We start from the raw sequence: 21,217 nt of genomic DNA on the forward strand, positions 1-21,217 counted from the left end.
AGCTGGATCAGACTTCGTCGGGGCTGCGCAGGTTGGTGACTGCGATTCGCTGTTCGCGGCGCTGTTCCTTTTGCGAAGGCATCTCGGCGCGGTACACGCCTTGATCGCCGACGACCCAGGAAAGCGGACGACGCTCCTGTCCAATCGACTCTTGCAAGAGCATCAAGCCTTGCAGGAAAGCTTCAGGACGGGGCGGGCAGCCAGGCACGTAGACGTCCACGGGCAGGAACTTGTCCACCCCTTGAACGACGGAGTAGATGTCGTACATGCCACCGGAGTTGGCGCACGAACCCATGGAGATAACCCATTTAGGTTCGAGCATTTGCTCGTAGAGACGCTGAATGATCGGCGCCATCTTGATGAAGCAGGTACCGGCGATAACCATGAAATCCGCCTGGCGCGGCGATGCCCGGATAACCTCGGCACCAAAGCGCGCGATGTCGTGGGGCGCCGTGAAGGCGGTGGTCATTTCCACGTAGCAGCACGAAAGACCGAAGTTATACGGCCACAGGGAGTTCTTGCGCCCCCAGTTTATCGTGCCGTTAAGCACGTCTTCGAGCTTGCCCATGAAAATGTTTTTGTGGACTTGATCTTCTAACGGATCGGAAACGGTTTCCCGCTCGCCAATCGGATACTGCTCGTTAGGAGCATCGGGGTCGATCCTGGTGAGATTGTATTGCATTGCCAAAGCCTCATTGTTTCAGCTTCGCCTGCCGCTTGCGACGAGCTTCCGGAGCCCAGTCAAGGGCGCCCACTCGGAACAGGTAGACAAGACCTGCCAACAGAATTGCTATGAAAACGAGAGCTTCGACGAATCCGGTCCAGCCGCTTTCGCGGACGGACACAGACCAGGCAAAGAGAAAGAGGGCTTCGATATCGAAGATCACGAAGAGCATCGCGACCAGATAGAATTTGGCTGAGAGCCGCAAGCGGGCGCCACCTGTAGGTAGCATGCCGGACTCGAACGGTTCGTTTTTGCTGCGGCCCCAGGCTTTTGACCCGAGGAGGCTGGAGACGCCAAGCATGAAGGCACAGAGGCCGACAACGCCCAGAAGGAAAATGGCAAAGCCCCAGTTGTGGGCCATGAGTCCTGTCGCTTCGGGCATGCTGGTAATCCTTAACAGAGAGCAAAGGTCTCTGAGCTTGAAAAGAAACAAAGCAGTGACGATATGTCGCAGCAATCAATCGCGGTGATTTTATGGCACAACACCGTGCAAGTAAAATTCCTATAGCGAAATTATTTATAGGAATAAGGACATAGCGTACCTCCAAAGCCCTGTAGCCCATGCCGTGCGGGCATTAGCAGGCTTTTCACCAATATTGTTTTGTAGGAAATGTAACGAACATAGTTGGCGCTAAATGATAATCAATATTGTTTGAGCTGGTTTTTAAACTGTTTAACGGGTGAGGGGTTGGGAAGTTGTCTTATATAGCCGTTACTGCAAGTAGCAGCGGCGCTCGTTTTACCGCATTTTTCTGATCGCGAGGCCGCTCTGGATCAATGTTTTTTGCCCTTGTAGGAGCGAGGCTTGCCCGCGAAGGACGATGACGCGGTAAGCCTGCAAATCCGTAGCGCGTTCTTCGCGGGCAAGCCTCGCTCCTACAGGGGCGGGGTGAATCGCGGACAAAAAAACGCCCCGAACCAGTCGGGGCGTCAGATGTGCGACGTTGCGGTTAGCTTTTTATTCGGTCCGCAGCGGCCGTTTGCTCAGATCAGTGGAACTGTTCTTCTTCAGTCGAACCGGTCAGCGCGGTCACCGAAGACGAGCCACCTTGAATCACGGTGGTCATGTCGTCGAAGTAGCCGGTGCCCACTTCCTGCTGGTGAGCCACGAAGGTGTAACCCTTGGCAGCGTCAGCGAACTCTTGCTCTTGCAGTTTCACGTAGGCAGTCATGTCGTTGCGGGCGTAGTCGTGCGCCAGGTTGAACATGCTGTGCCACATGTTGTGAATGCCGGCCAGGGTGATGAACTGGTGCTTGTAACCCATGGCGGACAGTTCGCGCTGGAACTTGGCGATGGTCGCGTCGTCCAGGTTTTTCTTCCAGTTGAAGGAAGGCGAGCAGTTGTACGACAGCAGTTGGTCCGGGTATTCCTTTTTGATCGCTTCAGCGAAGCGACGAGCCTCGTCCAGATCCGGCTTGGCGGTTTCGCACCAGATCAGGTCGGCGTACGGCGCGTAAGCCAGGCCGCGAGCGATAGCCTGGTCGAGACCGGCGCGCACTTTGTAGAAACCTTCCTGGGTGCGTTCGCCAGTGACGAACGGCTGGTCGTACGGGTCGCAATCCGAAGTCAGCAAGTCAGCCGCGTTCGCATCGGTACGGGCCAGGATGATGGTCGGTGTACCGGCAACGTCAGCTGCCAGACGAGCAGCGGTCAGCTTCTGTACGGCTTCCTGGGTTGGAACCAGTACCTTGCCGCCCATGTGGCCGCATTTTTTCACGGAAGCCAGTTGGTCTTCGAAGTGAACGCCGGCGGCGCCTGCTTCGATCATGCTTTTCATCAGTTCGTAGGCGTTCAGTACGCCGCCGAAACCGGCTTCAGCGTCAGCCACGATCGGAGCGAAGTAGTCGATGTAGCCTTCGTCGCCCGGACCTTTACCGGCTTTCCACTGGATCTGGTCAGCACGACGGAACGAGTTGTTGATGCGCTTGACCACGGTTGGAACCGAGTCCACCGGGTACAGCGACTGATCCGGGTACATCGATTCGGCGGAGTTGTTGTCTGCAGCAACCTGCCAGCCCGACAGGTAGATCGCCTGGATACCGGCTTTGACTTGTTGTACAGCCTGGCCGCCGGTCAGGGCGCCCATGCAGTTGACGAAATCTTTCTCAGGACGGAAGGACGGCTTGGCACCCTGGGTAACCAGATTCCACAGCTTCTCGGCGCCCAGTTTTGCAAAGGTGTGCTCAGGTTGAACCGAGCCGCGCAGGCGGACGACGTCAGCAGCGGAGTAAGCGCGTGTCACGCCTTTCCAGCGTGGGTTTTCAGCCCAATCTTTTTCGAGGGCTGCAATTTGCTGTTCGCGTGTCAGTGCCATGGAGATAAACCTCGTCGCATAGGTCTTGGGTGGAAAATTCCTGCTCCTGCCGGTTACGCCTATCAAGGAAGCGTAAAAGGCTGCTCGCTGACCAGAAGCTTAGGTGGTCAAGTCGGATTTGGCGGGGATGGCGACGGGATGAACGATGGGCTCGAGGGGAAGTGAGCAGGTAAGGGCGAACTGGCGAGCGCATTCGGGCGTCGTGGGCCTTGGTACGAACTTCAGTGTGATGCCGGGTTTACCTAATTACGCTTCCGTCCCTCGGGACAACTTCGTTCCAGTCGGCAACCTCGTCAAACACACCTTGTGGGCGGTACAGACACGAATCGGCTTGCGGGGTAGATGCAGGCGGCGACTCGAAGGCCCTTGCCAGGGCCCCTGATTAGCGGGAGCGAGGCCATCATGCCTTTGCTTTTTTGGCTCGTCAAACGTTTTGTAGTGCTTTTTTTCAAGCACTACATCTTTAGTCTAATACGACTCATCAGTCAGTTTTTGGTGCTTTAGTCCAGCGTGTCGACTTTCACCCGCAAGGTCATATCATCCCGGCCCTGAGTAGAGTAGCTGCGGGTTACGCCCTGTTTATCGGCCTGAGTCTGGCGATTCACGCCGGCCAGGGTGATCCACTCGCCCAGACGCCCCGTGACAGTTGTGTCGGTACTTTGCACATTCACTACATCGGGACGTTCCTGGCTCATGCGGTCACGATTGGTACTGATCGCCAAGTGAACGATTTCGCCGGTGACGCTGGCGGTGACGTAAAACCCCTGAGTAACGTTGCGATATTCGGTTTGGCTTTGCAGGCGACCGTAGGTGTCGGTCTGCGTGCTGGTCAACGGCACGCTCTGGCCGACCTGGATCAGCGCCGGTGTGCCTTCGCTGGCCTGCACCTGCTGGATGCCGCCGTCACGGCTGTCGGTGCTGCGATTGATGATGCGGGTTTGGCTGGGCTTGGCGCCGTTCACCGTGTAACCCTGGTCGCCCTGGAAGTTGTTCTCGTTGGTGTCGACGGTGATCAGCAGGCGCTTGGCGGCCACATCGAGTTGGCTGATCAATGCCTTAAGTTCGTCGATCTTGCGTTGATCTGCATTGACGATCAGTTGGTTGCCATAGGCGCTGACCTGGCCGTCCTTGCCGATGAAATTCTGCGCCACCGGCAGCATGTCGGCGCTGGTGCGGTAGTTCAGGGGCACGATCTCGGTGGCGGCCATGACCGAAAAACTGCAGGTCAGCAGCAGCGTGGTGAGCAGGGGGCGTAGGGACATGTCCGTTATCTCCGCTTTCGAAAGGCTTGATATTGCCAGTTTGTCGGCCCGGGGTGGGGCAAGTTGAATCGTAGACAGCAAAACGCCCCGGCATCCGGGGATGGCGGGGCGTTTTGTGGTGTTCTTGCGGGCCTTTGTGGCGAGGGGGCAAGCTCCCTCGCCACAAGGGTTATGCCGAATGCCGAACCATGTCCACATGCGGAATCCCGGCTTCCAGGAATTCCTCACTGACCAGGCTGAAACCCAGGCGCTCATAGAACGCCGTGGCTTGCACCTGTGCGCTCAGCATCTGCTGCTTCAGCCCGCGCTTCTCGGCTTCGCCGATCACCGCTTGCATCAGCGCATCGCCGACTTTCAAACCGCGCCAGTCCTTGAGCACCGACACCCGGCCGATGTGCCCATCGGGCAGCAGGCGGGCGGTGCCAATCGGGAAGTCGCCTTCGAAAGCGAGGAAATGCACGGCTGTCGCGTCATCGGCATCCCATTCCAGTTCAGGCGGAACGGATTGCTCGGCGATGAACACCGTCTCACGAATGCGCCGTATCTCGGCGATATCCTTCTGCCAGTCTGCGACACGAACGTGGATTTTATTCATCAGCAAACCCCAGGCTGCCTTGCTTGACCAGCTCGCACAGCAGGCCACGGCCGTCTTCGTCATTCAGCCACTCACCGAGGTTGTCGGTGTGCAGGGCGTCGGCGGCGCAGATCAGCTTCAGCAGCTCGCGCAGTTTGCCCGGCAGATAACGGCTCTGGCCGCTGGCGAACAGCAGCAGGTCGTCATCGACTTCGGACCAGGCCATGCGCGCGCTCGGGTTGCGGATCAGCACGGCGCCTTGTTCCAGACTGGCGAGGAAGTCTTCTTCTTCGACTTCTTCCGGGCCGACCACCAGTTCCGGGTAGCGCGGCTCGGTCATGAACTGGCCGAACCAGGTCAGCAGCAGGCGTTCGTCGCTCATGTGCTCGGCCAGCAAGGCTTTCAGGCGATCAAGCGCGTCGTGCTGAATCTGGTGAGGATCGACCGCCGGCAGTGCGTCGGCGTCGGTGTAGCGTTCTTCGTCGGTCAGGAACTGGCTGAGGAAGTCGGTGAAGTGAGTCAGCACTTCAGCGGCGCTCGGCGCGCGGAAACCTACGGAATAGGTCATGCAGTCATCAATCGCAACACCACAATGGGCCAGGCGTGGCGGCAGGTAGAGCATGTCACCCGGCTCCAGAACCCACTCATCGGTAGCTTCGAAGTCGGCGAGGATGCGCAGGTCCGCGTGTGGCAGCAGCTTGCTCTCGGAGTCGCACATCTGGCCGATTTTCCAGTTGCGCTTGCCGTGACCTTGCAGCAGGAATACGTCGTAGTTGTCGAAGTGCGGACCGACGCTGCCACCCGGGGCGGCGAAGCTGATCATCACGTCGTCGACGCGCCAGCTCGGCAGGAAGCGGAAACTTTCCAGCAGTTCGCTGACTTCCGGTACGAATTGGTCGACTGCTTGTACCAGCAGGGTCCATTCGGTTTCCGGCAACTTGCTGAATTCGTCTTCGGCGAACGGGCCGCGGCGCAATTCCCAAGGACGCTCGCCGTGTTCGATCACCAGGCGCGATTCAACTTCTTCTTCCAGCGCCAGGCCGGCCAGTTCGTCGGGATCGATCGGGCTTTCGAAATCAGGGATCGCCTGGCGGATCAGCAGCGGTTTTTTCTGCCAGTAATCGCGCATGAATTCGCGCGCCGTGATGCCGCCCAGAAGTTGAAGAGGAATATCAGGATTCATGTGTAACCTATTGAAAAAATGCACTTTTCAGACGGGAATAAAAACGCCCGGCGCTGCCGGGCGTCTCAAAAGGGTCAAGCGGTCGATCAGATGCGTTTGGCTTGCTCTACAGCGTTGCCGATGTAGTTCGCCGGGGTAAGCAGTTTCAGCTCGGCCTTGGCGGCGGCTGGCATGTCCAGGCCGTCGATGAAAGTTTGCAGTGCTTCAGGGCTGATGCCCTTGCCGCGCGTCAACTCTTTCAGCTTCTCGTACGGGTTTTCGATGTTGTAGCGGCGCATCACGGTCTGGATCGGCTCGGCCAGGACTTCCCAGCAAGCGTCCAGGTCAGCGGCGATTTTCTGCGCGTTGAGCTCCAGTTTGCTGATGCCTTTGAGGCTGGCTTCGTACGCGATCACGCTGTGGGCGAAGCCGACACCGAGGTTGCGCAATACGGTGGAGTCGGTCAGGTCGCGCTGCCAGCGGGAGATCGGCAGTTTGCTCGCCAGGTGCTGGAACAGTGCGTTGGCGATACCCAGGTTGCCTTCGGAGTTTTCGAAGTCGATCGGGTTGACCTTGTGCGGCATGGTCGACGAGCCGATTTCGCCAGCGATGGTGCGCTGTTTGAAATAACCCAGGGAGATGTAGCCCCAGATGTCGCGGTCGAAGTCGATCAGGATGGTGTTGAAGCGCGCGATCGCGTCGAACAGTTCGGCGATGTAGTCGTGTGGTTCGATCTGCGTGGTGTACGGGTTGAAGCCCAGGCCCAGCTCGTCTTCGATGAAGGCGCGGGCGTTTTCTTCCCAGTCGATTTCCGGGTAGGCGGAGATGTGTGCGTTGTAGTTGCCGACAGCGCCGTTGATCTTGCCCAGCAGCGGAACGGCAGCGACTTGAGCGATTTGACGCTCCAGACGGTAAACCACGTTCGCCAGTTCTTTACCCAAAGTGGTCGGCGAAGCCGGTTGACCGTGGGTGCGCGACAGCATCGGCACGTCAGCGAAACGGATCGCCAGTTCGCGGATAGCTTCGGCGGTCTGGCGCATCAGTGGCAGCATCACATCATCACGGCCTTCACGCAGCATCAGGGCGTGGGACAGGTTGTTGATGTCCTCGCTGGTGCAGGCAAAGTGGATGAATTCGCTGACCTTGGCCAGTTCCGGCAGCTTGGCCGCCTGCTCTTTGAGCAAGTACTCGATGGCTTTTACATCGTGGTTGGTGGTGCGCTCGATCTCTTTGACACGCTCGGCGTGCTCCAGAGCGAAGTTGTCCGCCAGGGTGTTCAGCACCGCGTTGGCTTCGGCGGAGAACGCCGGCACTTCGCTGATGCCTGGGTGAGCGGCCAAGCGCTGGAGCCAGCGCACTTCAACCAGAACGCGAGCACGGATCAGGCCGTATTCGCTGAAAATTGGGCGCAGGGCCTGGGTTTTGCCGGCGTAGCGGCCGTCAACAGGGGAAACCGCAGTGAGCGAAGAGAGCTGCATGGGGTGTTCTCGGACAGTCGGGCAACGAAATGGGGCGCGTATCATACATGAAAATATCCGCCGGTCCGTTGCCAACTGACCGGCGTATTACGCGTTACAGATCTAAAGCATTGTTGCGGGCGCGGTTCAGCTGCTGCGCATCAGCGGGTAAAGCTCTTTAAGCAACTTGCGACGACTGATCACCAACTGCCAGCGATGACCGCCCAACTGCCGCCACAAGCGCGCCGAACGAATCCCGGCCAGCAACAGGGCGCGGATCTTCGAGGCGTTGCTCGGTTGCTGCAGGTTGCGCATGTCGCCGTGGACCTGGATCCGTTGGCGCAACGTACTCAGCGTGTCCTGGTACAGCGCGCCGCAAGCCGCGATCACGTTCTCGTGGGCCGGGCCGAAATGCTCGACCTGGGACTGAATCTGCGGCAAACGCTTGCCGATCACGCCGAGCATGTCGTCGCGCTTGGCCAGTTGACGCTCAAGGCCAAGCATCGCCAGGGCATAGCGCAGCGGTTCGCGCTGCAGGGTACTCGGATCGCGTTCCAGGGCGCCGATCAACGCGCGATAGCCTTCGCGCAGATTGATGTCGTCGCCGCCGTAGACTTCCAGGGTGTCCTTGGGATCGCGGATCAGCAGGCTGCCGAGCATGCAGGTCAGGCCGGCTTCGCTCGTCTGGCCGCTCTTGGCGATCTTGTCCACCAGCACCGCAGCGAGAAACACGCCGCCCAGCGCCGTCAGTTGCTCCTGAGTCGGGCTCATTGTGGCGCGCCTTGAGGAGTGCCTTTGCTGGTCCAGGGTTCGGCGATTTCGATCACGCCGCCGCCGAGGCAGATTTCACCGTCATAGAACACCACGGATTGACCTGGGGTGACCGCGCGTTGCGGGTCATCGAAGGTCGCGCGGTAGCCGGTGGCGGTTTTTTCAAGCGTGCACGGCTGGTCGCTTTGGCGATAACGGACTTTGGCGGTCAGCTTGCGGGGTTCGCTCAGATCAATCGGGTTGACCCAATAAATGTCCGAGGCGAGCAGGGCGCGGGAGAACAGGTACGGGTGATCATTGCCCTGGCCGACGATCAGTTCGTTGTTGACCAGGTCCTTGATCAGCACGTACCACGGCTCGTCGCTGGCGTCTTTCAAGCCGCCAATGCCCAGGCCCTGACGCTGACCGATGGTGTGGTACATCAAGCCGTGGTGACGGCCGATGACTTCACCTTCGGTGGTCTTGATCTCGCCCGGCTGGGCCGGCAGGTATTGCTTGAGGAAGTCGCTGAAGCGGCGTTCGCCGATAAAGCAGATCCCGGTGGAATCCTTTTTCTTCGCGGTGGCGAGTTCGTGCTTCTCGGCAATCGCGCGCACTTCGGGTTTTTCCAGCTCGCCGACCGGGAACAGGGTCTTGGCGATCTGTTCGCCGCCCACGGCGTGCAGGAAGTAGCTCTGGTCCTTGTTCGGGTCCAGGCCCTTGAGCAGCTCGGTGCGGCCATCGATGTCGCGGCGACGCACGTAGTGGCCGGTGGCGATCAGGTCGGCGCCGAGCATCATGGCGTAGTCGAGGAACGCCTTGAACTTGATCTCGCGGTTACACAGGATGTCCGGGTTCGGCGTGCGACCGGCCTTGTATTCGGCCAGGAAGTGCTCGAACACGTTGTCCCAGTACTCGGCGGCGAAGTTGGCGGTGTGCAGCTTGATGCCGATTTTGTCGCACACAGCCTGTGCATCCGCCAGGTCGTCCATGGCGGTGCAGTATTCCGTTCCATCGTCTTCTTCCCAGTTCTTCATGAACAGGCCTTCCACCTCATAACCCTGCTCGATCAGCAGGAGAGCGGAAACGGAAGAGTCCACGCCGCCGGACATGCCGACAATGACGCGCTTCTTTTGTATGTCAGAAGGGGCTGGATCACGCATAGGGATTCAATGAGTGTCTTGAAAAAGGACGCGATTCTAACAGGCCGAAGCCCGCAAGGCTAAAGAGAAGGGCGGATCAGTTCGAGACCGAAGTGAAAGCCTCCCAGATAATCATCGATACAGCGGATGATCAGCTCACTGCGCCAGTTTGCGCGCTGTGCCATGAGTTCGTCACGGGTTAGCCACTTGGCGCCGACGATACCGTCGTCCAATTGATAGTCGGGGTGGTGCTTCAGCGCCTTGGCGGTGAAGCAGACCCGCTGATAAGTCACGCCGTTGCTCGGGGCGGTGTAGAGGTAAATCCCTACGATGCCGGTCGGTTCGACGTCCCAACCGGTTTCCTCCAGGGTTTCACGCACGGCGGCTTCGATCAGGGTTTCGTCCGGGTCCAGGTGACCGGCGGGCTGGTTGAGCACCGTTCGTCCGCCCTTGGATTCTTCGACCATCAGGAAGCGGCCGTTGTCTTCGACGATGGTGGCGACGGTGATGTGGGGTAGCCAATCCATAGTGCTTCCTCAAATTCTGAATAATGAAATACGGACCCTGTGGGAGCGGGCTTGCTCGCGAAAGCGGTGGGTCAGTCAATAAGAGTGCTGAATGATAAACCGCATTCGCGAGCAAGCCCGCTCCCACATGGGTTATGTGGTGGGTCCACAAACAGAAACCCCGGCGCTGGGCCGGGGCTTCTTTGCATCCTTACAACCTTAAACCAACGCAGCGATCGCAGCGTTGAAGGTGTTGCTCGGGCGCATCGCCTTGCTGATCAGCTCGGCATTGGCGTGGTAGTAACCGCCGATGTCCACTGGCTTGCCCTGAACGGCGTTGAGCTCGGCAACGATGGTTGCTTCGTTCTCGGTCAGGGTTTTTGCCAGTTGGCCAAACTGCGCTTGCAGTGCAGTGTCTTCGGACTGGGCGGCCAGGGCTTGAGCCCAATACAGCGCCAGGTAGAAGTGGCTGCCGCGGTTGTCGATGTTGCCGACTTTACGCGATGGCGACTTGTTGTTGTCCAGGAACTGGCCAGTGGCCTGGTCCAGGGTCTTGGCCAGAACCAGTGCCTTAGGGTTGTTGTAAGTCACACCCAGGTGCTCAAGGGAAGCGGCCAGTGCCAGGAACTCGCCCAGGGAATCCCAGCGCAGGAAGTTTTCTTCCAGCAGCTGTTGAACGTGCTTCGGTGCCGAACCGCCAGCGCCGGTTTCGAACAGGCCGCCGCCATTCATCAGCGGGACGATCGACAGCATCTTGGCGCTGGTGCCCAGTTCCATGATCGGGAACAGGTCAGTCAGGTAGTCGCGCAATACGTTGCCGGTCACCGAGATGGTGTCCTTGCCTTCGCGAGTGCGTTCCAGGGTGAACTTCATCGCGTCGACAGGCGACATGATGCGGATGTCCAGGCCGGAGGTGTCGTGATCTTTCAGGTAAGCCTGAACTTTCTCGATCACAACGCCATCGTGAGCGCGCATCGGGTCCAGCCAGAAAATGGCCGGGGTTGCGCTTGCACGGGCACGGTTGACGGCCAGTTTGACCCAATCCTGGATCGGCGCGTCTTTGGTCTGGCACATGCGGAAGATATCGCCGGCTTCAACCGACTGTTCCAGCAGCAGGGCGCCTTTACTGTCGGTGACGCGAACGACACCGTTGGCCTTGATCTGGAAAGTCTTGTCGTGGGAACCGTACTCTTCGGCTTTTTTCGCCATCAGGCCAACGTTTGGCACGCTGCCCATGGTGGTTGGATCGAAAGCGCCGTTTACCTTGCAGTCTTCGATGACGGCCTGGTAGATGGTGGCGTAGCAGCGATCCGGGATCACAGCCTTGGTGTCGTGCAGCTGACCATCAGTGCCCCACATCTTGCCGGAGTCACGGATCATCGCCGGCATCGAGGCGTCGACGATAACGTCGCTTGGCACGTGCAGGTTGGTGATGCCTTTGTCGGAGTTGACCATGGCCAACGACGGACGAACGGCGTAGACCGCCTGGATGTCCGCTTCGATCTGCGCTTGTTGCTCAGCCGGCAAAGCCTTGATGCGAGCGTACAGGTCGCCGATGCCGTTGTTCAGGTTGAAGCCGATCTGCGCCAGCACGTCAGCGTGCTTGGCCAGTGCGTCTTTATAGAACTCGGCAACGATCTGGCCGAACATGATCGGGTCGGAGACCTTCATCATGGTGGCTTTCAAGTGAACCGACAGCAGCACGCCTTTTTGCTTGGCGTCTTCAATCTCGGCGGCGATGAAGCTGCGCAGGGCGTTTTTGCTCAGTACCGCGCAATCGAGGATCTCACCGGCTTGCACGGTGGTTTTTTCTTTCAGGACGGTGGTGGTGCCGTCTTGAGCGATCAGTTCGATTTTAACGGCGTCAGCAGCGTCGATCAGGGCGGCTTTTTCGCTGCCGTAGAAATCACCGGTGCTCATGTGCGCGACGTGGGACTTGGAGTCCGCAGCCCAGGCACCCATTTTGTGCGGGTGCTTGCGTGCATAGTTCTTGACCGACAGCGGTGCGCGACGATCGGAGTTGCCTTCGCGCAGGACCGGGTTAACGGCGCTGCCCTTGATCTTGTCGTAACGCGACTTGGCTTCTTTATCGGCCTCTGTAGTCACGGTTTCCGGGTAGTTCGGCAGTGCAAAGCCCTGGGCTTGCAGTTCGGTGATCGCGGCTTGCAGTTGCGGAACCGAGGCGCTGATGTTCGGCAGCTTGATGATGTTGGCTTCAGGCGTAACGGCCAGGTCGCCCAGTTCGGCGAGGTGGTCGGCTACGGCTTTGTCACCCAATTGCTCGGGGAAGCTGGCCAGGATGCGCCCTGCAAGAGAGATATCGCGGGTTTCCACGGCGATATCAGCGGAGGCGGTGAAGGCCTCTACGATAGGCAACAGTGAATAGGTGGCGAGGGCTGGGGCTTCGTCGGTGAAGGTATAGATGATCTTCGAGCGGGTGGGCATATTCGGATTAACTCTCTCTTCTTTGCTAAAGCGTGCGCCGAAACTCGAGGGGCGCCGGGTAAGCGCGTTCGTTCAAAGTCATCCATGAGCCGAATGTCGAGATTTCTTCGCGGTGATGTTGGGTGCATCAGTCGAGCGTCAAGCGGGTGGACTGCGGTAACAGTCCGGCTTCAATCTGGCTGAAAGTCTCGTAATAGAGAGCTTGGCCTTTGTGACCCTTCGGTCAGCGGCGGCATTATACATAGGTAGCTGGCAATCTGCCGATGGTTCATATGCAACGATTCTCGTCCATTGGTCTAAAGGTCGCAGGGGAGCGGGCGGCGTAGAGTCTTGCACCGTGCTTGAGTTTGGCGCTTTTCCCTTTGCTTTCAGGCTTGTAGATCACGAACTGCACAGCTTTGCGGCAGATGGGTGGAACATAGGGTTTGCGCGCCGATTTAACTGGGGTACGCTCGAACGAAGCCAGATGTTCAATCCAAACAATGGAGTTCAGCATGGGATACAAGAAGATTCAGGTTCCAGCAGTCGGCGACAAAATCACCGTCAACGCGGACCATTCTCTCAATGTTCCTAACAACCCGATCATCCCCTTCATTGAAGGCGATGGCATCGGCGTTGATATCAGCCCGGTCATGATCAAGGTTGTCGATGCTGCTGTTAAGAAGGCTTACGGCGGCGAGCGCAAAATTTCCTGGATGGAAGTCTACGCCGGGGAAAAAGCGACTCAGGTTTACGATCAGGACACCTGGCTGCCTCAGGAAACCCTGGACGCAGTCAAGGATTACGTGGTTTCCATCAAGGGCCCTCTGACCACTCCGGTCGGTGGCGGCATCCGTTCGCTGAACGTGGCCCTGCGTCAGCAACTCGACCTTTACGTCTGCCTGCGTCCGGTACGCTGGTTCGAAGGCGTGCCAAGCCCGGTCAAGAAGCCAGGCGACGTCGACATGACGATCTTCCGCGAGAACTCGGAAGACATCTACGCCGGTATCGAATGGAAGGCCGGCTCGCCGGAAGCGACCAAAGTCATCAAGTTCCTGAAAGATGAAATGGGCGTCACCAAGATCCGTTTCGACGAAAACTGCGGCATCGGCATCAAGCCGGTTTCGCTGCAAGGCACCAAGCGCCTGGCGCGCAAGGCCCTGCAATACGTGGTCGACAACGATCGCGATTCGCTGACCATCGTGCACAAAGGCAACATCATGAAGTTCACCGAAGGTGCCTTCAAGGAATGGGCCTACGAAGTGGCGGCTGAAGAGTTCGGTGCGACCCTGCTCGACGGCGGTCCGTGGATGCAGTTCAAGAACCCGAAAACCGGCAAGAACGTCATCGTCAAGGACGCCATCGCCGACGCCATGCTCCAGCAGATCCTGCTGCGCCCGGCCGAGTACGACGTGATTGCAACCCTGAACCTGAACGGCGACTACCTCTCCGACGCCCTGGCGGCCGAAGTGGGCGGTATCGGTATCGCGCCAGGTGCCAACCTGTCCGACACCATCGCAATGTTCGAAGCGACCCACGGTACCGCGCCGAAGTACGCCGGCAAGGACCAGGTCAACCCGGGTTCGCTGATCCTGTCCGCCGAAATGATGCTGCGGCACATGGGCTGGACCGAAGCGGCCGACCTGATCATCAAGGGCACCAACGGCGCGATTTCCGCCAAGACCGTGACCTATGACTTCGAACGCCTGATGGAAGGCGCCAAACTGGTGTCTTCTTCCGGCTTCGGCGACGCGCTGATCTCGCACATGTAAGACTTTCGCAGCAAAAAAAACCGCCTTCGGGCGGTTTTTTTATGACTGGATGATCGGTTGCGTCAGTTCGATACCTTTTCATGATGAGGCAAGGGCGTGGCGTGTTCATGCTCAATAGACGCTGCCGTGATCTTCACCGCGTGCAGGCCTTTGGGGCCCTGGACGATCTCGAAATTGACGGCTTGTCCGGCCTTGAGGGTTTTATACCCGTCCATGTCAATGGCCGAATAATGGGCGAAGAAATCAATGGTATGACCGTCCTCGTCCTTGCCTTCACGGGCGTCGGTATTTATGAAGCCGAACCCCTTGGCATTGTTGAACCACTTGACCTTGCCGACTGCCATGCTCATATCCCTCTGCAACAGACTCCATCACTGGAGTATCATCCAGTACATCCGCAGTCGAATCTCATAAATAAGATTGACTCCGCGGACCTTTTTTACCCACTGTGGGCTCTATTGGTTGTAACACCGTTTTCCCGATAGTCAAGGTGACTGGGCAGTCGGAGTTGAAATCGTTGATAGCCGCCCCCACCACTGTATTTGCACAACTGACGAACCTTTCTTTCCATGCATGCAATCAGCCAGATTCGACTAACATTCAATCAGGATCGCCCGACTCTCCAGAAAGATCTCCCGGAGGAACACGACGACGATTCCGCAGGCATTGCTGTTCAGGAGGCTAAGCCTGCTTTACAGGCGCCGCCGATGTACAAGGTGGTTTTGTTTAATGATGACTACACACCGATGGATTTCGTCGTCGAAGTGCTCGAGGTGTTTTTTAACCTGAATCGCGAGCTGGCGACCAAGGTCATGCTGGCCGTCCATACAGAAGGACGGGCAGTATGTGGAGTGTTTACCCGCGACATCGCCGAGACTAAGGCCATGCAGGTCAACCAGTACGCCAGGGAAAGCCAGCATCCGCTACTCTGTGAAATCGAGAAGGACGGTTAATCGCCGACCACTTGGGTATGAGGTGAAGCTATGTTAAACCGCGAGCTCGAAGTCACCCTCAATTTAGCCTTCAAGGAGGCTCGTTCGAAACGTCATGAATTCATGACCGTCGAACATCTCCTGTTGGCCCTATTGGATAATGAGGCTGCCGCCACCGTTTTGCGTGCCTGCGGCGCAAACCTCGACAAACTCAAGCATGACCTGCAGGAGTTCATCGACTCCACCACGCCGCTGATCCCCGTACACGACGAGGATCGCGAGACCCAACCCACCCTGGGCTTCCAGCGTGTTCTGCAGCGTGCTGTCTTTCACGTACAGAGCTCGGGCAAACGCGAAGTGACTGGCGCCAACGTGCTGGTCGCAATCTTCAGTGAGCAAGAAAGCCAGGCAGTGTTCCTGCTGAAACAGCAGAGCGTTGCGCGCATTGATGTCGTCAACTACATCGCCCATGGCATTTCCAAAGTACCGGGGCACGGCGATCACTCTGAAGGTGAGCAAGATATGCAGGACGACGAGGGCGGTGAGTCTTCTTCTTCAGGCAATCCTCTGGATGCTTATGCCAGCAACCTCAACGAACTCGCGCGCCAGGGTCGCATCGATCCACTGGTAGGCCGTGAGATGGAAGTCGAGCGCGTCGCGCAGATCCTGGCGCGTCGTCGCAAAAACAATCCGCTGCTGGTGGGCGAGGCAGGCGTGGGCAAAACCGCGATTGCCGAAGGCCTGGCCAAGCGCATTGTCGACAACCAGGTACCGGACCTGCTGGCCAACAGCGTGGTGTACTCCCTTGACCTCGGTGCCTTGCTGGCCGGGACCAAATACCGCGGTGATTTCGAGAAGCGCTTCAAGGCGTTGCTCAATGAACTGAAAAAACGTCCGCAGGCGATCCTGTTCATCGACGAAATCCACACCATCATTGGTGCGGGTGCCGCGTCCGGTGGCGTCATGGATGCCTCGAACTTGCTCAAGCCGTTGCTGTCGTCCGGCGATATCCGCTGCATCGGTTCGACCACGTTCCAGGAATTCCGCGGGATCTTCGAGAAGGACCGTGCCTTGGCTCGGCGCTTCCAGAAGGTCGATGTGTCCGAGCCTTCGGTCGAAGACACCATCAGCATCCTGCGCGGCCTGAAAGGGCGTTTCGAAACGCACCACGGCATCGAATACAGCGATGAAGCGTTGCGTGCAGCAGCAGAGCTGGCCTCGCGCTACATCAACGACCGGCACATGCCGGACAAGGCCATCGACGTTATCGACGAGGCGGGTGCCTACCAGCGCCTGCAGCCAATCGAGAAACGCGTGAAACGCATCGAAGTGCCTCAGGTCGAGGACATCGTGGCGAAAATCGCGCGGATTCCGCCTAAGCACGTCACCAGCTCCGACAAAGAGCTGCTGCGTAACCTTGAGCGTGACCTGAAGCTGACCGTATTTGGCCAGGATGCCGCAATCGACTCGTTGTCGACCGCGATCAAACTGTCCCGTGCCGGCCTCAAGTCGCCTGACAAGCCTGTCGGTTCATTCCTGTTCGCCGGTCCTACTGGTGTCGGTAAAACCGAAGCGGCGCGTCAGTTGGCCAAGGCGCTGGGCATCGAACTGGTTCGCTTCGACATGTCCGAGTACATGGAGCGTCACACCGTATCGCGTCTGATCGGTGCGCCTCCAGGCTATGTCGGGTTCGATCAGGGCGGTCTGCTGACCGAAGCCATCACCAAGCAGCCTCACTGCGTGTTGTTGCTCGATGAAATCGAGAAGGCGCATCCGGAAGTCTTCAACTTGCTGCTGCAGGTCATGGACCACGGTACGCTGACCGATAACAACGGGCGCAAGGCGGATTTCCGTAACGTGATCGTCATTATGACGACCAACGCCGGTGCCGAAACTGCAGCTCGCGCTTCGATTGGTTTCACCCATCAGGATCACTCGTCTGATGCGATGGAAGTGATCAAGAAGAGCTTCACGCCAGAGTTCCGCAACCGTCTGGACACCATTATTCAGTTTGGTCGCCTCAGTCATGAGGTTATCAAAAGTGTGGTGGACAAGTTCCTTACCGAGCTTCAGGCGCAGTTGGAAGACAAGCGCGTGCAGTTGGAAGTGACCGACGCGGCGCGCAGTTGGCTTGCAGCGGGCGGCTATGATTCGGCGATGGGTGCTCGACCAATGGCGCGTTTGATTCAGGATAAGATCAAGCGTCCGCTGGCGGAGGAGATTCTGTTTGGCGAACTGGCTGACCATGGTGGTGTGGTTCATATCGATCTCAAGGATGGCGAGTTGACCTTTGAGTTTGAGACCACGGCAGAAATGGCCTGACGGTTGTTGCTGTAAAGCTGAAGGCGCCGAAAGGCGCCTTTTTGCTGTGTGGGGTTTAGCGTTTGTGTACATATCCGTTGCTGCGGTAACGGCTGATTAGGGTTTCGCCCTTACGGCGAGTCCCTTTTGGCAAACGCCCCAAAAGGAACCAAAAGGTCTCGCCCCGGCGTCCGGCCCCTCGCTTAGGCTCGGCGTTCCTTCGTTCCGGTATTCATCTGGGGGCATCGCCTACGGTCGGCTTCGCTTCGACCTCCTCTCGATGTGTGCGGCTTCGCCGCACGGCGCTGCGCGCCCACCCCCAGATGAACACCTCCACTCAGCCTCCCGAAGGGGCGGGCACAGCAAGATCAAAAGCTGCAGGCGAGCTAACGCTCGGCCTGTTGAGTGGTGAGGGGCGGGTGGCGTACCCCCTGTAGGAGCGAGGCTTGCCCGCGAAGACGGCCTGATGGTCGACTCATCTCTTTCTGACGTACTGATGCCGGAGTTGCCGGAGGCTACGATCTTTTGATTCGGGCCGAAACTCCAGATCTTGCTGTGGCTGTGGCTGTGGCTGTGGCTGTGGCTGTGGCTGTGGCTGTGGCTTTTGACGTTGATTTTGATGTTGATCTTGACCTTGATCTCTCGCCCCTTCGGCAGGCCGAGCGTAGGTGTTCATCAGGGGGGTAGGCGCGTAGCGCCGTGCGGCGAAGCCGCACACATCGAGAGGAGGTCGTCGCGAAGCAGACCGTAGGCGATGCCCCCTGATGGACACCGTAGCGAGGGTACATCGAGCGAAGCGAGGTGCCGTACGCCGGGGCGAAGACTTTTTGGTTACTTTTGAGGCGTTTGTCAAAAGTGACTCGCTGTAAGAGCGAAACCGCCAGCCGCCATCACCGCAGCAACGGATATTCACCCAACCCCCAAACCCCAGACACAAAAACGCCCGGCATAACCGGGCGTTTTGTATTGACTTGATTAACGAGCGCGGTAAGTAATGCGCCCTTTGCTCAAGTCATAGGGCGTCAGCTCGACGCGCACTTTGTCACCGGTAAGAATACGAATGTAGTTCTTGCGCATCTTGCCGGAAATATGCGCGGTTACGACGTGCCCATTTTCCAACTCCACACGAAACATGGTGTTGGGCAGGGTGTCGACGACAGTGCCTTCCATTTCGAAGCTGTCTTCTTTCGACATGCAGTAAAGCCCTCGGTATCCAATGAATGGCCCGGTGCAACTGCGCCAGGCAAAAGCGGCGTGCATTGTGCCCGAAAAATGGGGTTTACGCCAAGCGGTTTACGGATTGCCTTAGTTCAAGACAACCCAGCGCTGATTAATCAGCAGTTCGATGGGGCGATACTGGGTCTTATAGTTCATCTTTTTGCAGTTCTTGATCCAGTAGCCGAGGTAAACCGCTTCCAGCCCCAGCCGCTGGGCTTCGCCGATTTGCCAGAGGATGGCGTAGCGTCCGAGGCTGCGATGGTCCTCGGCGGGCTCATAGAAGGTGTAGACCGCCGACAGGCCGTTGGGCAGCAAGTCGGTCACCGCTACCGCCACCAACCGTCCGTCGAGACGAAACTCGTAGAACCGGGAAAACGGCAGATCACGCACCAGGAACGTCGAAAACTGATCGCGGCTCGGCGGGTACATGTCGCCGTCGGCGTGACGCTGTTCGATATAGCGTTGATAAAGATCGAAATACTCTTCGCTGAACTTGGGCCTGGCCGGGCGCACCTGCAGGTCGGCGTTGCGCTTGAAAATGCGTTTCTGCTGACGGTTGGGTGAAAACTGAGCCACGGGAATGCGCGCCGGAACGCACGCATTGCAATTCTGGCAATGAGGCCGATAGAGATGATCGCCGCTGCGACGAAAGCCCATTTCCGACAGGTCTGCGTAGACATGCACATCCATGGGCTGGCTAGGGTCGAGAAACAGGGTCGTGGCCTGCTCCTCGGGCAGATAGCTGCAAGAGTGGGGCTGAGTGGCATAGAACTTCAAACGCGCCAACTCGGTCATGATCAACCCTCGGGATAAACTTTAAATAAGTGTAAGCCACCCGCGCAAAAGTCGCTCAGCAAACCCAAGTGGCGCGATTGGGTTGGTCCAGGTGTTGCGCCAGATATCCGGCAAACTCGTTGCGCGGTATCGCCCGTGCGCCGAGGCTGTGCAAGTGGTCGGTGGGCATCTGGCAGTCGATCAGCACAAAGCCTGAGTCTTTCAGATGACGCACCAGTGTGGCAAAGCCATATTTGGAGGCGTTGTCGGCGCGGCTGAACATCGACTCGCCAAAAAACAGCTGCCCCATGGCCAGGCCGTACAGCCCGCCGACCAGTTCGCCCTGGTCCCAGACTTCCACCGAATGGGCGTAGCCGCGCCGATGCAGTTCCAGGTAGGCGTCCTGCATGGCTTCGGTGATCCAGGTGCCGTCGGCGTATTCCCTTGGTGCGGCGCAGGCGCTGATGACCGCGGCAAAATCCTGATCGAAGGTCACTTGATAGCGTTGCTGGCGCAGCAGTTTGCCCAGGCTGCGAGAGACGTGCAGTTCGTCGGGAAACAGAACCGTGCGCGGATCCGGTGACCACCAGAGAATTGGCTGGCCTTCGGAAAACCAGGGGAAGCAGCCGTGTCGATACGCCTGGACCAGCCGATCGGCGGACAGGTCACCGCCCGCCGCCAACAGCCCGTTGGGATCGCGCATGGCTTTTTCCAGGGGTGGAAAAGTCAGGGTGTTGCGTTGTAACCAAGTCAGCATGGCATCCGGGCTTGCAGTAGGGGAGGGCGGTGGCGGGCAACGGGGCCCGCCGTGAAGTGGGGCGTCAAACGGTCGGAATATCGTCGAGGTATTTCTCGGCGTCCAGTGCGGCCATGCAACCGGCCCCGGCGGAGGTCACGGCCTGACGGTAAACGTGATCGGCCACGTCGCCAGCGGCAAACACGCCCGGGATTTCGGTGGCGGTGGCGTCGCCTTCATTGCCACCCCTGATCAACAGATAGCCGTCACGCATGGGCAACTGGCCCTGGAACAGGTCGGTGTTGGGCTTGTGGCCGATGGCGATGAACACGCCGGCCAGCGGTAGCTCACTGGTTTCGCCGGTATGGCTGTCGCGCAGGCGAGCGCCAGTCACGCCGCTGGCATCGCCCAGCACCTCGTCGAGGTTCTGGTTCCAGTGCAGGCGGATATTGCCGCTGGCGGCTTTCTCGAACAGCTTGTCCTGAAGAATCTTCTCCGAGCGCAGCTTGTCCCGTCGGTGCACCAGATGCACTTCCTTGGCGATGTTCGACAGGTACAGTGCTTCCTCAACGGCGGTGTTACCGCCACCGACCACTGCGACCACCTGATTGCGGTAGAAGAAGCCGTCGCACGTTGCGCAGGCCGAAACCCCTTTGCCAGCGAAGGCTTCTTCCGAAGGCAGGCCCAGGTATTGCGCCGAAGCGCCGGTCGCGATAATCAGCGCGTCGCAGGTGTAGGTGCCGCTGTCGCCGATGAGTTCGAAAGGGCGTTGCTGCAACTTGGCGGTGTGGATGTGGTCGTAAACGATCTCTGTGTCAAAGCGCTCGGCGTGTTTTTGCATGCGTTCCATCAACACCGGGCCAGTGAGGCCTTCGACGTCGCCGGGCCAGTTGTCGACTTCGACGGTGGTGGTGAGCTGGCCACCTGCCTGTATGCCGGTAATGACCACGGGTTTGAGGTTGGCGCGGGCGGCATAAACGGCGGCGCTGTAACCGGCAGGGCCGGAACCCAGAATGATCAGGCGTGAATGCTTAGCTTCGCTCATAAAAACACCTCATAAGCCTTTGTCACAAAAGAGAATGCGTGCTCAAATTGAACCGTGTGTCATGTGCCTTTGGCTATGCTACACCCAAGGGCCGCAAGCATGGCATCGGGCGAACAAACCCGT

General features: G+C 58.5%; 19 protein-coding genes. 3 read left to right on the forward strand and 16 right to left on the reverse strand.

Annotated elements, in window-relative coordinates; translation table 11 throughout:
• Positions 1-7: 7 nt before the first annotated feature.
• The 11 genes from NK667_RS06620 to NK667_RS06670 form a co-directional block, all read right to left on the reverse strand.
• Positions 8-682: a NuoB/complex I 20 kDa subunit family protein gene (locus NK667_RS06620; RefSeq protein ID WP_008146035.1), complete on the reverse strand. Its 675-nt coding sequence runs from the start codon at positions 680-682 to the stop codon at positions 8-10.
• A 10-nt stretch (positions 683-692) separates the two neighbouring features.
• Positions 693-1,106, reverse strand: coding sequence for an NADH-quinone oxidoreductase subunit A (locus NK667_RS06625; protein ID WP_003223812.1), 414 nt, complete (start codon positions 1,104-1,106; stop codon positions 693-695).
• Between the two features lie 607 nt (positions 1,107-1,713).
• Positions 1,714-3,039: an isocitrate lyase gene (gene aceA, locus NK667_RS06630; protein ID WP_008032724.1), complete on the reverse strand. Its 1,326-nt coding sequence runs from the start codon at positions 3,037-3,039 to the stop codon at positions 1,714-1,716.
• A gap of 500 nt (positions 3,040-3,539) precedes the next feature.
• A complete protein-coding gene (locus NK667_RS06635; protein WP_054614118.1) occupies positions 3,540-4,301 on the reverse strand; it encodes a secretin N-terminal domain-containing protein in 762 nt (253 codons plus the stop codon).
• 169 nt (positions 4,302-4,470) lie between these two features.
• Positions 4,471-4,896: a GNAT family N-acetyltransferase gene (locus NK667_RS06640; RefSeq protein ID WP_054053668.1), complete on the reverse strand. Its 426-nt coding sequence runs from the start codon at positions 4,894-4,896 to the stop codon at positions 4,471-4,473.
• Positions 4,889-6,058, reverse strand: coding sequence for a ribosomal protein uL16 3-hydroxylase (locus NK667_RS06645; RefSeq protein ID WP_054053667.1), 1,170 nt, complete (start codon positions 6,056-6,058; stop codon positions 4,889-4,891). The genes NK667_RS06640 and NK667_RS06645 overlap by 8 nt, the downstream gene beginning before the upstream one ends.
• Before the next feature lie 86 nt (positions 6,059-6,144).
• The gene (gene purB / locus NK667_RS06650) at positions 6,145-7,515 is read right to left on the reverse strand and encodes an adenylosuccinate lyase (protein WP_054614119.1); all 1,371 of its coding nucleotides are present in this window, start codon (positions 7,513-7,515) and stop codon (positions 6,145-6,147) included.
• A gap of 126 nt (positions 7,516-7,641) precedes the next feature.
• Entirely contained in the window at positions 7,642-8,265 is a 624-nt protein-coding gene (gene hflD / locus NK667_RS06655) for a high frequency lysogenization protein HflD (RefSeq protein WP_054053662.1), read from the reverse strand.
• Positions 8,262-9,407 carry a tRNA 2-thiouridine(34) synthase MnmA gene (mnmA, locus tag NK667_RS06660; RefSeq protein WP_054053661.1) on the reverse strand — a complete coding sequence of 382 codons (1,146 nt, stop codon included), beginning with the start codon at positions 9,405-9,407 and terminating at the stop codon, positions 8,262-8,264. The genes hflD and mnmA overlap by 4 nt, the downstream gene beginning before the upstream one ends.
• A gap of 59 nt (positions 9,408-9,466) precedes the next feature.
• Entirely contained in the window at positions 9,467-9,913 is a 447-nt protein-coding gene (locus tag NK667_RS06665; RefSeq protein WP_054053658.1) for an NUDIX hydrolase, read from the reverse strand.
• A 198-nt stretch (positions 9,914-10,111) separates the two neighbouring features.
• The gene (locus NK667_RS06670) at positions 10,112-12,337 is read right to left on the reverse strand and encodes an NADP-dependent isocitrate dehydrogenase (protein ID WP_054614120.1); all 2,226 of its coding nucleotides are present in this window, start codon (positions 12,335-12,337) and stop codon (positions 10,112-10,114) included.
• A 494-nt stretch (positions 12,338-12,831) separates the two neighbouring features.
• On the opposite strand from NK667_RS06670, the gene icd reads away from it, so the two are divergent.
• A complete protein-coding gene (gene icd, locus NK667_RS06675; protein ID WP_017339594.1) occupies positions 12,832-14,088 on the forward strand; it encodes an NADP-dependent isocitrate dehydrogenase in 1,257 nt (418 codons plus the stop codon).
• Positions 14,089-14,150: 62 nt separating this feature from the next.
• Here icd and NK667_RS06680 read toward each other — a convergent pair whose 3' ends face one another.
• Positions 14,151-14,432, reverse strand: coding sequence for a cold shock domain-containing protein (locus NK667_RS06680; RefSeq protein WP_054616212.1), 282 nt, complete (start codon positions 14,430-14,432; stop codon positions 14,151-14,153).
• Positions 14,433-14,657: 225 nt separating this feature from the next.
• Between NK667_RS06680 and clpS the strand changes: the two genes are divergently transcribed.
• Together clpS and clpA are read left to right on the forward strand one after the other, a co-directional pair.
• Positions 14,658-15,041 (forward strand): ATP-dependent Clp protease adapter ClpS, encoded by a 384-nt coding sequence (gene clpS, locus NK667_RS06685; protein WP_054053655.1) that lies wholly within the window; start codon positions 14,658-14,660, stop codon positions 15,039-15,041.
• A gap of 30 nt (positions 15,042-15,071) precedes the next feature.
• Positions 15,072-17,342 carry an ATP-dependent Clp protease ATP-binding subunit ClpA gene (gene clpA, locus NK667_RS06690; protein WP_054053653.1) on the forward strand — a complete coding sequence of 757 codons (2,271 nt, stop codon included), beginning with the start codon at positions 15,072-15,074 and terminating at the stop codon, positions 17,340-17,342.
• A gap of 954 nt (positions 17,343-18,296) precedes the next feature.
• Here the strand turns inward: clpA and infA are convergent.
• The 4 genes from infA to trxB form a co-directional block, all read right to left on the reverse strand.
• The gene (infA, locus tag NK667_RS06695) at positions 18,297-18,515 is read right to left on the reverse strand and encodes a translation initiation factor IF-1 (protein ID WP_002553999.1); all 219 of its coding nucleotides are present in this window, start codon (positions 18,513-18,515) and stop codon (positions 18,297-18,299) included.
• Positions 18,516-18,626: 111 nt separating this feature from the next.
• Positions 18,627-19,334 carry an arginyltransferase gene (locus tag NK667_RS06700; RefSeq protein ID WP_054053650.1) on the reverse strand — a complete coding sequence of 236 codons (708 nt, stop codon included), beginning with the start codon at positions 19,332-19,334 and terminating at the stop codon, positions 18,627-18,629.
• Between the two features lie 55 nt (positions 19,335-19,389).
• The gene (aat, locus tag NK667_RS06705; RefSeq protein ID WP_054614121.1) at positions 19,390-20,070 is read right to left on the reverse strand and encodes a leucyl/phenylalanyl-tRNA--protein transferase; all 681 of its coding nucleotides are present in this window, start codon (positions 20,068-20,070) and stop codon (positions 19,390-19,392) included.
• Positions 20,071-20,134: 64 nt separating this feature from the next.
• Positions 20,135-21,094 carry a thioredoxin-disulfide reductase gene (gene trxB, locus NK667_RS06710; protein ID WP_054614122.1) on the reverse strand — a complete coding sequence of 320 codons (960 nt, stop codon included), beginning with the start codon at positions 21,092-21,094 and terminating at the stop codon, positions 20,135-20,137.
• Positions 21,095-21,217: the final 123 nt, after the last annotated feature.

The organism is Pseudomonas nunensis, from assembly GCF_024296925.1.
In the GTDB taxonomy this organism is placed as follows: domain Bacteria; phylum Pseudomonadota; class Gammaproteobacteria; order Pseudomonadales; family Pseudomonadaceae; genus Aquipseudomonas; species Aquipseudomonas nunensis.

What these genes read in the sequence shown, in the direction of transcription:
- infA (WP_002553999.1), bottom strand. Translation starts at nt 18,515, where the DNA reads ATGTCGAAAGAAGACAGCTTCGAAATGGAAGGCACTGTCGTCGACACC.
- aceA (WP_008032724.1), bottom strand. Translation starts at nt 3,039, where the DNA reads ATGGCACTGACACGCGAACAGCAAATTGCAGCCCTCGAAAAAGATTGG.
- hflD (WP_054053662.1), bottom strand. Translation starts at nt 8,265, where the DNA reads ATGAGCCCGACTCAGGAGCAACTGACGGCGCTGGGCGGCGTGTTTCTC.
- clpA (WP_054053653.1), top strand. Translation starts at nt 15,072, where the DNA reads ATGTTAAACCGCGAGCTCGAAGTCACCCTCAATTTAGCCTTCAAGGAG.
- NK667_RS06620 (WP_008146035.1), bottom strand. Translation starts at nt 682, where the DNA reads ATGCAATACAATCTCACCAGGATCGACCCCGATGCTCCTAACGAGCAG.
- NK667_RS06640 (WP_054053668.1), bottom strand. Translation starts at nt 4,896, where the DNA reads ATGAATAAAATCCACGTTCGTGTCGCAGACTGGCAGAAGGATATCGCC.
- NK667_RS06680 (WP_054616212.1), bottom strand. Translation starts at nt 14,432, where the DNA reads ATGGCAGTCGGCAAGGTCAAGTGGTTCAACAATGCCAAGGGGTTCGGC.
- purB (WP_054614119.1), bottom strand. Translation starts at nt 7,515, where the DNA reads ATGCAGCTCTCTTCGCTCACTGCGGTTTCCCCTGTTGACGGCCGCTAC.
- NK667_RS06700 (WP_054053650.1), bottom strand. Translation starts at nt 19,334, where the DNA reads ATGACCGAGTTGGCGCGTTTGAAGTTCTATGCCACTCAGCCCCACTCT.
- icd (WP_017339594.1), top strand. Translation starts at nt 12,832, where the DNA reads ATGGGATACAAGAAGATTCAGGTTCCAGCAGTCGGCGACAAAATCACC.
- NK667_RS06635 (WP_054614118.1), bottom strand. Translation starts at nt 4,301, where the DNA reads ATGTCCCTACGCCCCCTGCTCACCACGCTGCTGCTGACCTGCAGTTTT.
- trxB (WP_054614122.1), bottom strand. Translation starts at nt 21,094, where the DNA reads ATGAGCGAAGCTAAGCATTCACGCCTGATCATTCTGGGTTCCGGCCCT.
- NK667_RS06625 (WP_003223812.1), bottom strand. Translation starts at nt 1,106, where the DNA reads ATGCCCGAAGCGACAGGACTCATGGCCCACAACTGGGGCTTTGCCATT.
- NK667_RS06645 (WP_054053667.1), bottom strand. Translation starts at nt 6,058, where the DNA reads ATGAATCCTGATATTCCTCTTCAACTTCTGGGCGGCATCACGGCGCGC.
- NK667_RS06670 (WP_054614120.1), bottom strand. Translation starts at nt 12,337, where the DNA reads ATGCCCACCCGCTCGAAGATCATCTATACCTTCACCGACGAAGCCCCA.
- aat (WP_054614121.1), bottom strand. Translation starts at nt 20,070, where the DNA reads ATGCTGACTTGGTTACAACGCAACACCCTGACTTTTCCACCCCTGGAA.
- mnmA (WP_054053661.1), bottom strand. Translation starts at nt 9,407, where the DNA reads ATGCGTGATCCAGCCCCTTCTGACATACAAAAGAAGCGCGTCATTGTC.
- clpS (WP_054053655.1), top strand. Translation starts at nt 14,658, where the DNA reads ATGCATGCAATCAGCCAGATTCGACTAACATTCAATCAGGATCGCCCG.
- NK667_RS06665 (WP_054053658.1), bottom strand. Translation starts at nt 9,913, where the DNA reads ATGGATTGGCTACCCCACATCACCGTCGCCACCATCGTCGAAGACAAC.